Origin of the sequence: Streptomyces sp. NBC_00669, assembly GCF_036226785.1 — a bacterium.
In the GTDB taxonomy this organism is placed as follows: Bacteria; Actinomycetota; Actinomycetes; order Streptomycetales; family Streptomycetaceae; genus Actinacidiphila.
In genome coordinates this window covers 9,200,276-9,214,520 of record NZ_CP109018.1, presented here as the reverse complement: position 1 = coordinate 9,214,520, position 14,245 = coordinate 9,200,276, and the positions used below count along the sequence as shown (strand labels likewise).

Sequence of the window (14,245 nt, the reverse complement as noted above, 5' to 3'; positions counted from 1 at the left end):
ACCGTACGGACGCGAGGCGGTCTGCTTTAAGGTCCACTTTCATGGGAAGTAGGGGAACCACTTCAGCGGCGGGCGGCGGGTCCGGCGGCGAGTCGGGCGACGCGCCGGCCGATCCGCCGGGCGCGCGTCCCGGTGGCATGGCCGCGTGGGAGGTGCTGCTGCCGTCGCTGGACGTCGCCCCGCGCGGGCGCGGCCGGGCGCTCCGGTCGGCGCTGCGGGAGGAAGTGCGCTCCGGGCGCCTGGCGGCCGGGGTGCGGATGCCGTCGAGCCGGGCGCTGGCCGCCGATCTGGGCGTGTCGCGGGGCGTGGTGACCGACGCCTACGAGCAGTTGACCGCCGAGGGCTATCTGACCGGCCGGCAGGGGTCGGGCACCTGGGTGGCGCGGACCTCCGCCGGCCCCGCGGTGCCCGTGGCGAGCGGCTTCGCCGAGGACGACCGGGGCGGCCCCGCGGACCTGCGGCCGGGCCTGCCGGACCTCTCGCTCTTCCCGCGGGCGGCGTGGTCGGCCGCGCACCGCAGGATCGTGGCCCGGCTGCCGCACACCGCGTTCGGCTACCCCGATCCGCGCGGCCTGCCGGAGCTGCGCCAGGCGCTGGCCGAACTGCTCGTACGGCGCCGGTGCGTGGCCGCGGAGCCGGACCAGGTGATGGTGGTCTCCGGGGTGGCGCAGGCGCACACCCTGCTCGGCATGGTGCTGCGGGCCCGTGGCCACCGGGCGGTCGCGGTGGAGGACCCGGGCAGCCCGGAACTGCGCGAACTGCTGGCCGCGGTCGGCCTGTCGGCGGTGCCGGTACCGGTCGATCCCGACGGGCTGCGGGTCGACGCGCTGGCCGCCACGGGTGTGCGCGCCGCGATCGTGACGCCCTGCCACCAGTTCCCCTCCGGGGTGGCGTACTCCGCGCCCCGGCGCGCCGAACTGGCCGGCTGGGCGCGGTCGGTGGACGGCCTGGTGGTCGAGGACGACTACGACGGGGACTTCCGCTACGACCGGGCGCCGGTCGGCGCGCTCCAGGGACTCGCGCCCGGCCGTGTCGCGTACACCGGGTCGGTGAGCAAGTCCCTCGCGCCGGGGCTGCGGTTGGGGTGGCTGGTGGCACCGCCGGACGTGGTCGCGGAGGCCGCGGCGCGCAAGCGGACCATGGACCTGGGCAACCCCGTCACCGAGCAGGCCGTCCTCGCGCACTTCCTCACCACCGGGCAGTACGACCGGCAGTTGCGCCGCTGCCAGCGGCTCTACCGGCTGCGGCGGGACGCCCTCGTCACGGCCCTGGCCGAGCACCTGCCGGGCGCCCGGGTCAGCGGCATCGCCGCCGGGCTGCACGCGATCGTCACGCTGCCGGCCGTTTACGGGCCGCAGGAGAGCTTCCTCGCGCGGGCCGAGGCGGCCGGTATCCGGCTGCGCCCGCTGTCGGACTACCGCGCGGCGCCCGCCCGGGACGTGGCCACGGCGGACGCGCCGGCCCCGGACGAGGTCGCCCTCGTGGTCGGCTACGCGCACCTGGCACCGGAGGCGATCGGCCGGGCGGTGCGGGCGCTGGGCGCCTGCGACGGCGGCCGGGGCGCCGGCAACCGGGGCGACGGCGCCCGGCGCGGGAACCCGAAGGCGGCGAAGCGGCTCATACGATGAGTTAACCGAAAAGAGCACCCCTTTACCGTCCGGTCACGGTGTGTTCGTGATCGCGCAACACGCGTTCGGCATGGTTGCCGTATGCCGCATCCGACCTCCTCTGCCTCCGCACGGCGCCGTCACAGGGGCCGTGAACTCGCTTTCGTGGCCGCGTTGTCGGCCGTGACTGCCGCCTCGGGCCCCGTGGCCGCCATGGTGGGCGCCGACCCGGAGGGGAGAGCGCTGGCGATCGTCTCGGCGGGCGGGCTGCTGGTCGCCGCCGGTCTGGGCACGTGGTGGCGCGGCCGCGGCTCCGTACGGCTCGCGCCCGCCCCGGCCGGCGCCTCCCCCGTCCCGGACACAGCGTCGGACCCTGCCTCGGACTCCGCCCCGGCCGCGACCACGCTGTGGCGGATGCGCACGACCGTACGCGACACCCCCGGCAAGCTCGGCGCGGTGTGCACGGCCCTGGCCGGCCACCGGGTGGACATCGTCACCCTCCAGACACACCCGCTGGCCGACGGCACCGTGGACGAGTTCCTGCTGCGGGCGCCGGCCGCGCTCCCGGCGGCCACCCTCGCCGCATCCGTCGCGGACGCCGGCGGCACCGACACCTGGCTGGAGCGGGCCGACGCCCACGACCTGGTGGACACGCCGACCCGGATGCTCACTCTGGCCACCCGCACCGCGCTGGACGCCGCCGAACTGCCGCTGGCGCTGCGCCAGCTCTTCGGCCGCTGCACGATCAGCTCGACGCCCGCCGGGCAGCTCGACGAGGACATCAACGAGGACATCGACGCGAGCATCGACGCGCGCATCGGCTGGCAGGAAGGGCGCGAGGAGCCGGTGGAGCAGGACGGACGGACCGCGGCCGCCCGCTCCGGTGCGGACGCGCCGACGGTGATGCGGCTGCGCGACCCGTCCGGTGGCGTGATCACCGTGCGCCGCGAGCACCTGCCGTTCACGCCCACCGAATTCGCCCGGGCGCGCGCCCTGGTGGAGCTGGACGCCCGGCTCGGCGTGCGCGTGCCGCACCACCACGACGTCCTCACCCTCCCCGCGGGCCAGGAGATCAGCCTGCGCCGGGCCCACCCCGAGGACCTGGACGCCGCGCTCGCGATGCACGAACGCTGCTCGCCCGGCACCCTCACCCAGCGCTACCACGGCCCCGTCGGCGACGCGGACCGCTATCTCACCCACCTGCTCAGCCCGCGCTTCGGCCAGTCGCTCGCGGTCGAGACCGCCGCCGGTCGGCTGGTCGCCCTCGGCCATCTGCTGTGGGACGGCGACGAGAGCGAGGTCGCGCTGCTCGTCGAGGACACCTGGCAGCGCCGCGGCATCGGCGCCGCGCTGCTGCGCAGGCTCGTCGAACTCGCCGCGCACGCGGGCCGCGAGAGCGTCTACGCGGTCACCCGCTCCACCAACACCGGGATGACCGCGGCGATGCGGGAGCTGGACCTGCCGCTGGACTACCAGGTCGAGGACGGCACCCTCGTGATCACGGCCACGCTGCCCGCCTCGCCCGACGGCACGCCCGCGCCGCTGCCCTGGACGGCGATCGACCGCCCGGTGTGACGGCGTACCGCGAGAGCGGACACCCGCGTACGAGGCGGCCGGTGGCCGCGGCGAGACCGTGCGCGCCCGCCAGGAGCCGCCGGGCGGCGGGCAGTCGGTGAATCCGCCCTGCCGCCGGGCGGATCACCTGCCGCCATGAGCGGGCGAAGCGACGGCGCCCCGGCACCGCGCGATCAACCGAGGTGACGCCGCGCCACCCGTCATACGAAGATGGCCGCATGTCGACTCTCACCAGCAGCCCACTGCCCCGCCAGGTCGCCGACGCCTACGTCGACGACCTGGTCGCCCTCGACCCGTCCCTCGGTACGTACATCGGCGCGCCGGGCAGCGCCCGCCGGCTGCCCGACCACTCGCCCGCCGGCTCGCAGGCGCTGGCCGACCTGGCGCGGGAGACGCTGGCCCGGCTGGCCGAGGCCGAGGCGCGGCCCGGCGGCGACAGCCCGCAGGAGCGGCGCTGCGCGCGCCTGCTCCGGGACCGGCTCTCCGCCGACATCGAGATCCACGAGGCCGGTGAGCACCTGCGCGCGGTCAGCAACATCAACTCCCCGCTGCACGCCATCCGCGAGACCTTCACCTTGATGCCGACCGCGACGGCGGAGGACCACGCCGACCTCGCCGCGCGGCTGCGCGCGGTGCCCGCCTCGGTGGCCGGCTACCGCGCCTCGCTGGAGGAGGGGCTGGCCCGCGGCCTGCACGGCGGTCCCAAGCAGGTGGAGACCGTCATCGAGCAGCTCGGCACGTGGGTCGGCGACGGCGCGGCGGGAAGCTGGTTCGCCCAGCTCACCGCCGACAGCCCGGCCGAACTGCGGGCCGAGTCGGACGCCGCGGCGGGCGAGGCCACGGCCGCCTTCACGCAGATCCGCGACTGGCTGCGCGACACGTACGCGCCGGCCGTCCAGGGCGCCTCCGACACGGTGGGCCGCGAGCGCTACGCCCGCTGGTCCCGCTACTGGAACGGCGCCGACCTGGACCTGGAAGAGGCGTACGCGTACGGCTGGTCGGAGTTCCACCGGCTGATCGCCGAGATGCGCGCGGAGGCGGGCAAGATCCTGCCGGACACCGACCCGTGGCAGGTGATGCGCCACCTCGACACGCACGGCACCGTCATCGAGGGCGTGGAGGAGGTGCGCGAGTGGCTTCAGGGCCTGATGGACGAGGCGATCCGCGCGCTGGACGGCACCCACTTCGAACTCGCCGAGCGGGTCAAGCGGGTGGAGGCGCACATCGCCCCGCCCGGCGGCGCCTCGGCGCCCTACTACACCGCGCCCACCGAGGACTTCAGCCGCCCGGGCCGCACCTGGCTGCCGACGATGGGCCACACCCGCTTCCCGATCTACGACCTGGTCTCCACCTGGTACCACGAGGGCGTGCCGGGCCACCATCTCCAGCTGGCCCAGTGGGCGCACATCGCCGACAGCCTCTCCCGCTACCAGGCCACCATCGGCATCGTCAGCGCGAACGCCGAGGGCTGGGCGCTGTACGCGGAGCGGCTGATGGACGAACTCGGCTTCCTCACCGACCCGGAGCGGCGGCTGGGCTACCTCGACAAGCAGATGATGCGGGCGGTGCGGGTGATCATCGACATCGGCATGCACCTGGAGCTGGCCATCCCCGACGACTCGCCCTTCCACCCCGGCGAGCGCTGGACGCCGGAGCTCGGCCACGCCTTCTTCGCCGCCCACAACGGCAGCCCCGGGGAGATGATCGACAGCGAGGTGATCCGCTACCTCGGCATGCCCGCGCAGGCGATCGGCTACAAGATGGGCGAGCGCACCTGGCTGGCCGGACGGGCCGCCGCCCGGGCCGCCCGCGGCGACGCGTTCGACCTCAAGGCATGGCACATGGCCGCGCTTTCGCTCGGTTCGCTGGGCCTGGACGACCTCCTCGCGGAGCTGTCCGTGCTCTGAGCCCGTACGGCGCGGGCAGGTGCGGGCAGGTGCGGGCAGGTGCGGGCGGGTGCGGCGGTCCATGATCGGCGGGCCCGCCGCACCCGCCCCGCCGGGGTGCCGGCACAGTTGCGCGGGAGGCCCTGCCGGGGCGGGTGACCAGGGCGTAGGGTGCCTGGAGGGGGTCATCACGTTCCTCGCGCACACCTTCCGCGGTCCGTGTGCGCGGGTGCCGGCTCCCGCTTCCTTCCGTTGGCGACAAGGCGGTTCGGCCCGATGACTTTGCACGCTTCCCACGACGCCGGCAGCCTGGTGCTCACCCAGGGCCGGCTCATCCTGCGCGAGCAGCTTCCCGGGGAGGCCGCGCTGCTGGCCGACGGCAAGCCCGGCACGCTCACCTGGATCGACGGGGTGCCGGGCGAGGGCACGATGAGCGCGGCCTCGATGACGGTCGCCGCGGCGAGCGCGGGGGTCTACCGGCCCGGCTGGGGGCTGTTCGCGATCCAGCGCGCCGACGACCTGATCGCGGTCGGCGGTGTCGGCTTCCACGGCCCGCCGGACCGCGGCTCGGTCGAGATCGGCTACGACCTGTCGGAGTCCGGCCGGGGCCAGGGATGGGCCACGGACGCGGCCCGCGCCCTGTGCCAGTGGGCGCTCGGACAGCCGGACGTGGTGCTCGTGGTGGCCACCACCGAGCCCGGCAACCGGGCCTCGCAGGCGGTCCTGGAACGCATCGGGTTCGTCCGGGTCGCGAACCGCGGGGACCTGTGGGCGTACGAACTCAGGTTGATGCCGGTGTGACGGCGTTGGTCTGACGGCGCCGGTGTGATCGCGCTGAAGTGACGGCGCCGGCGCGGCCGGACGGGCTCAGCAGCCGCAGGCGCCGGCGGCCAAGGGCGCGGTGAGCGGATCGGCGTCGCGGCGGGCGGGGCCGGCGGCGGTCTCGTAGCCAAGGCCCTCGCGGGTCCAGTACTCCATGCCGCCGAGCATCTCCTTGACCTGGTAGCCGAGTCGGGCCAGCGCGAGCGCGGCGCGGGCGGCGCCGTTGCAGCCCGGGCCCCAGCAGTACACGACGACGGGCCGGGCCGGGTCGAGGAGGTCCGCGGCGAGCCGCGGGATCTGCGCGGTGGGCAGGTGCACGGCGCCGGGGACACGGCCCTGGTCCCATGCCTCGGTGCTGCGGGTGTCGACGAGGGTGAAGCCGGGGTCGCCGCCGGCGGTGAGTACGGCGGCGACGTCGGAGACGTCCGTGTGGAAGGCGAGGCTCGCGGCGAAGTGGGCGGCGGCGTCGGCGGGCGCGGCCGGGGGCACACCCAGCACAGGACTTGCGGCGGGGGCGAGGGCAGGGGCGGCGGGAGCGGTGGGGTCCGTGGTTGCGGTCATGCCGGGAAATCTACGGTCCGCGGCCTGCCCGCTGAAGGCGGATTCCCCGGCGCTCTCGTTGATCGGCCGGGCTTTCCCTGGTACTTCTGGGACATGGCCACGATTTCCCTGGACGCGACGGACTGGCGGCTGCTGGCGGCCCTGCAGCAGGACGGCCGGGCGACTTACGCGGAGCTGGCCCGTATCGTCTCGATGTCGCCGAGCGCGGTCACCGAGCGGGTGCGGCGGCTGGAGGAGGCCGGGGTGATCTCCGGGTACGCCGCGGTCGTCGACCCCGAGCGGGTCGGGCTGCCGGTGCTGGCGATGGTCCGGCTGCGCTACCCGACCGGCAACTACAAGCCCTTCCACGACCTGCTCGACACCACCCCCGAGGTGCTGGAGGCGCACCACGTCACCGGCGACGACTGCTTCGTGATGAAGGTCGCGGCGCGGTCGATGCGTCACCTGGAGGAGGTGACCGGGCGGATCTCCGGGCTCGGCGCGATCACCACGAGCGTGGTGTACTCCTCGCCGCTGGCCCGCCGTCCGCTGGTGCTGTGACGGCGCCGGGTCCGTGCGGGACGGCGCGGCTCAACCCGTGGTGGGCTCACCCGTGTTCGGCTCAACCGCGGTCGGGTCCGCCGGGTCCGGCCGGGCGGAGGGCGTAGCCGGTGAGCAGGGCGGTCAGGATGTCGGTCAGCCTCGGTTCGACGTCGACGATGGAGTGGGACAGCTCGGGGTCGGTCTCGTAGAAGGCGCGCAGCCGGGTGCCGGGGGCGGCCATCTGCCACAGGGCTCCGGCCATCGAGGTGGCGGTCGTCACCACGCCGCGCGCCTGGTCCGCGTCGAGCGGTGCGAGGGCGCGGAGCGCGGCGCCGACGTTCTCGACCTCCGCCACGGCACGCGTCTTGAACGTCCGGACGGTGTCGGTGGAGACGTTGCGCTCCAGGTTGAGCGGGGTGTGGGCCAGCAGGTCGCAGAAGAGCGGGCGGGCCACCAGCGAGCCGGCCAGCGTGCCGGCGATCGAGCGGGCCGTCTCGTCCCACTGCGGCGCGCCGGCGTCGGGACAGGGCGCGATGGCGTCGAGGAGGTCGCGCACCGCGGCCGACCAGTCGCGCCAGGCGGTGCCCGCCAGCCGCAGGAAGATGTCCTCGCGCGTCTCGAAGTAGCGGAGCATCGCGGACTTGTGCATGCCGACCTCGTCGGCGATGGCGGTCATGGTCACCTCCCTGACGCCCTTGAGCAGGGCGAGGCGCGACGCGGCGGCCAGGATCTCGGTCTCGCGGGCGGCCTTGGCCTCGGGGCTGCGCGCGCGCAGGAAGTCGGCTCTGGTCATGAATCCCTCCTCGTGGCCACGGCCCCATCGTAACGAAACCAGGTTTCAGTAATATCACACTTCCGAGACCGGGCGGCCGGGACGACGACCTCGGGAGAATTACCACAACCAAGTTGCACTAATAGCGCAACCGTGTTTCGGTAGAGGTATGGATACCCACACCGACACCTGGTTCATCACCGGCTCCTCGCGCGGCTTCGGCCGTCAGCTCGCGCTCGCCGCGCTGGCCGCCGGCGACAATGTCGTCGCCACGGCCCGCAGGCCGGAGCAACTGGACGATCTCGTACGGCAGTACGGCGACCGTGTGCTGCCCGTCGCGCTCGACGTCACCGACCGGTCGGCCGCCGTGGCCGGCCTGCGGGCGGCGGTCGACCGGTTCGGCAGGGTCGACGTCGTCGTGAACAACGCCGGATACGCCAACACCTCGGCGGTCGAGACCACGCCCGAGGACGACTTCCGCCGTCAGTTCGACACCAACTTCTGGGGCGTCTACAACGTCTCCACCGCCGCGCTGCCGCTGCTGCGGGCGCAGGGAGGCGGCACGGTCGTGCAGTTCTCCTCCATCGGCGGCCGGGTCGGCAGCACGCCCGGCCTCGGGTCCTACCAGGCGGCCAAGTTCGCCGTGGACGGCTTCACCCGGGTGCTCGCGGCGGAGACCGCGCCGTTCGGCATCAGGTACCTCGTGGTGGAGCCCGGCGGGTTCGCGACCGACTGGGCCGGGGCCTCGATGCAGGTCCCGGACGTCCCACCGGAGTACGACGCGACCGTGGGCGAGATGGTGCGCCTGTTCAGCGGTCCCGTGGCCCAGCAGGGCGACCCCAAGCGCGCCGGCGAGCTCCTGGTCCGCGTCGTCAAGCACCCCACCCCGCCCTCCCACCTCGTCCTCGGCGCCACTGCCGTCCAGATGGCACAGGCCTACTCCCGCGGGCAGTTGGAGGAGGTCGCCACGTGGGAAGCGGCGAGCCGGTCGGCCGACTTCGACCAGGACCCGGTCGAACTGCCCGCCCCCGCCCAGGAGACGGAGGACCGGTCATGACGCGGTTCCCGGGCAAGGTCGCACTCGTCACCGGCGCCGGAACCGGCATGGGCGCGGCGACGGCACGGCTGCTCGCCGCCCGCGGCGCGGCCGTCACCCTCGTCGGCCGGCGCGCCGACAAGCTCGAAGACGTCGCCCGGCAGATCAAGGAGGACGGCGGACAGGCGCTCCCCGTCACCGGCGACGTCAGCAACGCCGAGGACGTCGAGCGGGCGGTCGCCCGGACCGTGGACTCGTTCGGCGCGCTGCACTACGCCGTCAACAACGCCGGGGTGACCGGCAATTTCACCCCCACCGCCGACATGCCCCTGGACGCCTGGCACAAGGTCGTCGCGATCAACCTGGACGGCCTCTTCTACGGCCTCAAGTACCAGATTCCGGCGATCCTCGACGCCGGCGGCGGCGCGATCGTCAACGTCTCCAGCGTGTTCGCCGACCGCGGCGGCCCGACTGTCGAGTACTCCGCCGCCAAGCACGCCATCCGTGGCCTGACCCGCACCGCGGCCCAGGAGTACGCGGCCCGGGGAATACGCATCAACGAACTCCAGCCCGGCGTCATCGACACCGAGATGACCCAGGCCAACCCGGACGGCACCCAGCAGGTGGCCGAGCGCGGCATCCCCATGCGGCGCGTAGGGCGCGGCGAGGAGATCGCCACCGCCGTCGCCTTCCTGCTCTCCGACGACGCGTCCTACATCACCGGCGCCCACCTCGCGGTCGACGGCGGGTTCCTCGCGTAGCCCGCACCCGGCGCACCCCCAGGCGGGCCGCCCGCTCCGCGCGGCGGGCCGCCCGCCCACGGCCCGCGCCTCGGCACCGTCGCACGGCATCTCCTCCTCAACCGCCGGGACGGGCCGGATGAGGGAGGGGCCGGCTGACCGCACGGCCGGCCCGGTAGGCCACGCGGCCAAGGCGGCCTGCCATCGCTGCCATCGGCCCGCTGGGCGTTCACACGGGCGGCCCGGCGGCCCGGGTCAGCTCGCGGTGGTGCGCAGCCGGACGCTGGAGCCGTCGCGGTCCTTGACCACCCGGAGCTGGACGGGGATTCGGTGCCGCAGGTCGGCCACATGGCTGACGATGCCGACGGCCCGGTCCCGTTCGCGCAGCCCGTCCAGCACGTCCAGGACCTCGTCGAGGGTCTGCTCGTCGAGGCTGCCGAAGCCCTCGTCGATGAAGAGGGTGTCCAGCCGCATGCCGCCCGCCTCGTCGGTGACGACGTCGGCCAGGCCCAGCGCCAGCGCCAGCGACGCGAAGAAGGTCTCGCCGCCGGAGAGCGTCGCGGTGTCCCGCTCGGTGCCGGTCCAGGCGTCCACCACCATCAGCCCGAGGCCGGACTTGGCCCGGTTGCCCGCGCGGGCGTCGCTGTGCGCGAGCGTGTAGCGGCCCGCCGACATCCGCTGGAGCCGTACGCCCGCGGCGGCGGCGACCTGCTCCAGCCGCGCCGCCAGGACGTAGGTCTCCAGCTCCATCCGGTACCGGTTCTCCGCCGAGTTGCCCGCCGCGAGGTCCGCCAACCGCTTGAGCCGGTCGAACTCCGCCCGGGCCGGGGCGAGTTCGCGGACCCGCGCGGTGGCGATCCCGGTCAGCCGGTCGAGCTCCCGGCACCGGGTGGCGGCGGCGGACTCCGCGGACGAGGCGGCCCGCAGCCGGCGGTGCGCCTCGTCCGCGATCCGCTGCGCGCGCTCGGGGTCGGCGGCCGGCAGTGCCGCGGCCGCGGCCGGTTCGGGCGCCGCCAGGGCCGCCTCGATCGCGGCCTCCTCCCGCTGCCAGGCGGCCACATCCCGCTCGGTACGGGCCAGTTCGGCCGGCGCGAGCAGCGCTGAGGCGGCCTCCGCGGGCGACCCGAACCCGGCCGCGGCAGCGGCCTCGGCCACCGCGGACTGCGCCTCGGCCAGCCGCCGCTCGCCGTCGGCGCGCTCCCTCGCCGCGTCGACGGCCCGGTCCAGTACGGCGATCCGCGCGCTCAGCCGCGCGTGCCGGGCCCGTACGGTGGCGTGGCCGGCCCGGGCCTTGGCCAGCTCGGCGGTCAACCGCCGGTGCTGCTCGTCGAGTTCCTCGCGCCGGGAGGTGCGGGCCGCGGTGCGGCTGAGCGCCTCCTCGCGCTGCGCGGTCCGCCGGTCGCGCTCCTCCTCCGCGCGGGCGAGCGCGCGTCGCGCCTCCGCGAGGTCACCGGCAGCGCGCACCGCCGCGGCGTGCTCGGCCGCCGACTCCGCGTAGGCCGCGGCGAGTTCGGCGTACGGCGCGGCTCCGGCGGCGGCGTCGGCCGCGTCGAGTGCCGCACGCAGCCGGGCCGTTGCCTCGCCGGCCGCCGCATACGCCGAACGGCGCCGCTCGTAGGCCGCGTTCGCGGCGTCCTCGTCGGCCGAGGTGACCCGCGACCCCGCTTCGGGCCGCGCCGGGGCGGGGTGCTCCTGGGCGCCGCACACCCGGCAGGGCTCCCCGTCGACCAGGCCGTCGGCCAGCTCGGCCGCGATACCGGCGATCCGCGCCTCCCGCGCGTCCTGCCACGCCTCGCGGGCCTCGGCGGCCCGGTCCCGTGCCTCGCGCGCGGCCTCCTCGGCAAGGGCCGACTCCCGTGCCAGCCGGTCCCGTTCGGATGCGGCGTCCCGGCGCACCCGCGCCGCCTCGACCCTCCCCGCCAGCCCTTCCGCCCGCGCGGCCGCCTCCGCCGCCGTCTCCACCCGAGCCTGGAGCCCGCCACGCTCCCCCGCCCAACGCTCCAGCCACGCCTGCGCCTCGCGCACGGCCCCCTCGTCCGCCCGCTCCTCCCGCGCCAGCACCTCCCGGCGCCGCCCGATCTCCTCCAAACGGGCCTCGGCCTCCCCCGCTCCGGCCAGCCCGCCCAGCTCCTCCCGCAACTGCCCCACCCTGCGGGTCATGACCTCGACCGAAAGTCGTGCGCCCGCCGGCGCTCCCTGGGCGCCAAGCGTCCCGCCAGGCCGCTGCTCCCCCACGCCGCCGCCGTGCCGGACCGACTCGGACCTGAGCCCCTCATCAGCGGCCGATGTCCGCCCACTTGTCCCCGAGCTGCCTCGCGTCGCCCCTGCACCGACCCGATCGACTCCCGACCCCGACTCCCCCGGGCCACCGGGCCGAACGGGCGCGGCACCGCCCCGCTGGGCCGGAAAGGCGTCCGAGCCGCCAGCCCGGGGCAGCTCAGCGTCCGGCTCCGCCGACGAGGCGTCCACGGGCCCGGCCAGGAGCTCACCCGCGGCGGCGAGTTCGGCGGCGGCCACGCGTTCCGCCGCGAGGGCCTCGTCGTACTGGGCGGCGGCCTTGTCGTGGAGCCCGAGTGCGGGGTCGACGGTGAGGGCGCGCCGGGCGCGGTCGAGGCGGCCGCGGACAGCGGTGCGGACCGGCCGCTGGCTGGCGGCGGCCGACGCGTGGTCGAGGGCTTCCCGGTGGCGGCGTTGCAGGGCGGCCAACTCACGTGCCGCGGTGGCCGCTTCGGCGGCGGCGCGGTGCGCGTCCTCGCTGAGGCGTACGGCCGTGCGCGCGATGGCGTGCCGCTCGCGGGCGTCGCACCGCGCGAGCGCGGCGTCGGTCAACACCCCCGCGTCGAGATCGCGTTCGGAGCCGAGGTCCGCACCGGGCCCGGGTTCGGCGTCGCCGTACCCCGCCGCCTGCCGCATCCGCGCGGCGAGTTCCCGCAGCCCGTCGTCGCCGGCGGCGAGCCGCCGGTCCGCTTCGTTCCTGCGGTCGCGCAGCCACTGCTCGACCGCCTTGAACCGGCGGGTGTCGAAGAGCCGTCCGAGCAGCGCGGCCCGCTCCACCGCGCCCGCCCGCAGGAACGTCGCGAACTCGCCCTGCGGCAGCAGCACCACCTGGCAGAACTGCTCACAGCTCATCCCGACGAGTTGGCGCACCTCCTCGCCGATCTCCTGGTGCGACTTGGAGACGCCCTGCCACGCGCCGCCGATGTGCTCGCGCAGCAGCGTGACCGCCTTGTCGACGGTGGTGCCGGTGCCACGCTTCTTCGCCCGCGCCTGCTCCGGTCGCCGGGTGATCTCCAACCGGCGTTCGCCGAGCGTGAGTTCGAGCACCACCTCGGTCGCGGTGCCGGAAGTGGCGTGGTCGCTGCGCAGCCGGTTCGCGGGCCGGGCACCGGGCACCTGCCCGTACAGCGCGTAGCAGACGGCGTCCAGGACGGAGGTCTTGCCCGCGCCGGTGGGGCCGTGCAGCAGGAACAGCCCGGCGGCGGACAGTTCGTCGAAGTCGACCCGCTGGGTGCCGGCGAAGGGGCCGAACGCGGTCAGTTCGAGGCGGTGCAGGCGCATCAGTCGCGCTCCGTCTGTACGGCGTCGGCCCGTACCGCGTCGAACGCGGCCCGCAGCACGCCGCGTTCGGCCCGGTCGGGGGCGGTGCCGCGGACATGTGCGACGAAGTCCTCGGCGATCTGCTGGTCGGTGCGCCCGCGCAGCCTGCGGGCGTAGGAGGCGAGCGGGTCTTCGGTGTCGCGGTCGGGGTCGAAGGCGAGCGCGAGGATGTGCGGGAAGCGCTTGGCGAGCGCGGCCATCGGCTCGTGCGGGCGGTACGCGTCGGTGAGGGTGGCCTCGACCCAGGACCCGGTGTGCGGTTCGAGCGCGGGGTCGGCGAGCAGGTCGTCCAGGCGGCCGCGCAGGCGGGCGAGCGGGCGCGGCACCGGAGTGTCGAGGCGCCGCGCGGTGACGGCGCCGTCGGGATCGAGGTCCACCAGCCACATGCTCTTGCGGTGGTGCTGCTCGGAGAAGGAGTAGGCGAGCGGCGAACCGGAGTACCGCACGCGGTCGTTGATCGTCTGGCAGCCGTGCAGGTGGCCGAGGGCGACGTAGTGCGCGCCGTCGAACAGCTCGGCGGGCACCGCCTCGACGCCGCCGGCGGTGATGTCGCGCTCGCTGTCGCAGGGGGCGGCGCCGGTGACGAAGGCGTGCGCGACGACGACGGCGCGGGTGCCGGCCGGGCGAGTGGCGAGGTCGGCCCGCACCCGGTCCATGGCGGCGCCGAGCACCGCGGTGTGGTCGGCCCGCTCGGCGCCGAACTCGGCACGGACCAGGGTGGGTTCGAGGTAGGGCAGGCCGTAGACCGCCACGTCGCCGTGTGGCGGGTCGGGCAGCAGCACCGGGTGGTGGCAGGTCGCGGGGTCGGTGCGCAGGTGGACGCCGGCGCGGTCGATCAGCCCGGCGCCGACGCCGAGTCGCCGGGCCGAGTCGTGGTTGCCCGAGGTCAGTACCGTCGGCACGCCCAGGTCGGCGAGGGCGTGCAGGGCCTCGTCGTACAGCTCGATCGCGGCCAGCGGCGGCACGGCCCGGTCGTAGACGTCACCGGCCACGATCACGGCGTCGACCTGCTCGGCGCGCGCGGTGGCCACCAGGTGGTCGAGGAAGGTCCGCTGGGCGTCGAGCATGCTCACCCGGTGGAAGGACCGGCCGAGGTGCCAGTCCGAGGTGTGCAGGAATCTCACGCC

Annotated in this window: 11 protein-coding genes; 7 read left to right on the top strand and 4 right to left on the bottom strand. The window is 75.3% G+C overall.

Annotated elements, in window-relative coordinates:
- The first annotated feature begins 41 nt into the window (after positions 1–41).
- The 4 genes from pdxR to OG896_RS38570 all read left to right on the top strand — a co-directional run bounded on the left by pdxR (position 42) and on the right by OG896_RS38570 (position 5,869).
- The gene (gene pdxR / locus OG896_RS38585; protein ID WP_443057214.1) at positions 42–1,628 is read left to right on the top strand and encodes a MocR-like pyridoxine biosynthesis transcription factor PdxR; all 1,587 of its coding nucleotides are present in this window, start codon (positions 42–44) and stop codon (positions 1,626–1,628) included.
- An 81-nt stretch (positions 1,629–1,709) separates the two neighbouring features.
- Positions 1,710–3,182: a GNAT family N-acetyltransferase gene (locus tag OG896_RS38580; protein ID WP_329372990.1), complete on the top strand. Its 1,473-nt coding sequence runs from the start codon at positions 1,710–1,712 to the stop codon at positions 3,180–3,182.
- A 218-nt stretch (positions 3,183–3,400) separates the two neighbouring features.
- Positions 3,401–5,089: a DUF885 domain-containing protein gene (locus OG896_RS38575; protein ID WP_329372988.1), complete on the top strand. Its 1,689-nt coding sequence runs from the start codon at positions 3,401–3,403 to the stop codon at positions 5,087–5,089.
- A gap of 255 nt (positions 5,090–5,344) precedes the next feature.
- Entirely contained in the window at positions 5,345–5,869 is a 525-nt protein-coding gene (locus OG896_RS38570) for a GNAT family N-acetyltransferase (protein WP_329372986.1), read from the top strand.
- Between the two features lie 66 nt (positions 5,870–5,935).
- Here the strand turns inward: OG896_RS38570 and OG896_RS38565 are convergent, their stop codons facing one another.
- Positions 5,936–6,451, bottom strand: coding sequence for a rhodanese-like domain-containing protein (locus tag OG896_RS38565; protein WP_329372984.1), 516 nt, complete (start codon positions 6,449–6,451; stop codon positions 5,936–5,938).
- Between the two features lie 93 nt (positions 6,452–6,544).
- Between OG896_RS38565 and OG896_RS38560 the strand changes: the two genes are divergently transcribed.
- Complete coding sequence (locus OG896_RS38560) at positions 6,545–6,991, top strand: Lrp/AsnC family transcriptional regulator (RefSeq protein WP_329372982.1); 447 nt, start codon at positions 6,545–6,547, stop codon at positions 6,989–6,991.
- 61 nt (positions 6,992–7,052) lie between these two features.
- Here OG896_RS38560 and OG896_RS38555 read toward each other — a convergent pair whose 3' ends face one another.
- Positions 7,053–7,766 carry a TetR family transcriptional regulator gene (locus tag OG896_RS38555; protein WP_329372981.1) on the bottom strand — a complete coding sequence of 238 codons (714 nt, stop codon included), beginning with the start codon at positions 7,764–7,766 and terminating at the stop codon, positions 7,053–7,055.
- 148 nt (positions 7,767–7,914) lie between these two features.
- On the opposite strand from OG896_RS38555, the gene OG896_RS38550 reads away from it, so the two are divergent.
- Both OG896_RS38550 and OG896_RS38545 read left to right on the top strand, forming a co-directional pair.
- Positions 7,915–8,802 carry an SDR family NAD(P)-dependent oxidoreductase gene (locus OG896_RS38550; protein WP_329372979.1) on the top strand — a complete coding sequence of 296 codons (888 nt, stop codon included), beginning with the start codon at positions 7,915–7,917 and terminating at the stop codon, positions 8,800–8,802.
- A complete protein-coding gene (locus tag OG896_RS38545) occupies positions 8,799–9,542 on the top strand; it encodes an SDR family NAD(P)-dependent oxidoreductase (RefSeq protein ID WP_329372977.1) in 744 nt (247 codons plus the stop codon). Before OG896_RS38550 ends, OG896_RS38545 begins: the two co-directional genes overlap by 4 nt.
- 234 nt (positions 9,543–9,776) lie before the next feature.
- Here OG896_RS38545 and OG896_RS38540 read toward each other — a convergent pair whose 3' ends face one another.
- Positions 9,777–13,079: an AAA family ATPase gene (locus OG896_RS38540; protein ID WP_329372975.1), complete on the bottom strand. Its 3,303-nt coding sequence runs from the start codon at positions 13,077–13,079 to the stop codon at positions 9,777–9,779.
- Positions 13,079–14,242, bottom strand: a complete 1,164-nt coding sequence (locus tag OG896_RS38535) for an exonuclease SbcCD subunit D (protein WP_329372974.1) — start codon at positions 14,240–14,242, stop codon at positions 13,079–13,081. The genes OG896_RS38540 and OG896_RS38535 overlap by 1 nt, the downstream gene beginning before the upstream one ends.
- Between the last annotated feature and the right edge of the window lie 3 nt (positions 14,243–14,245).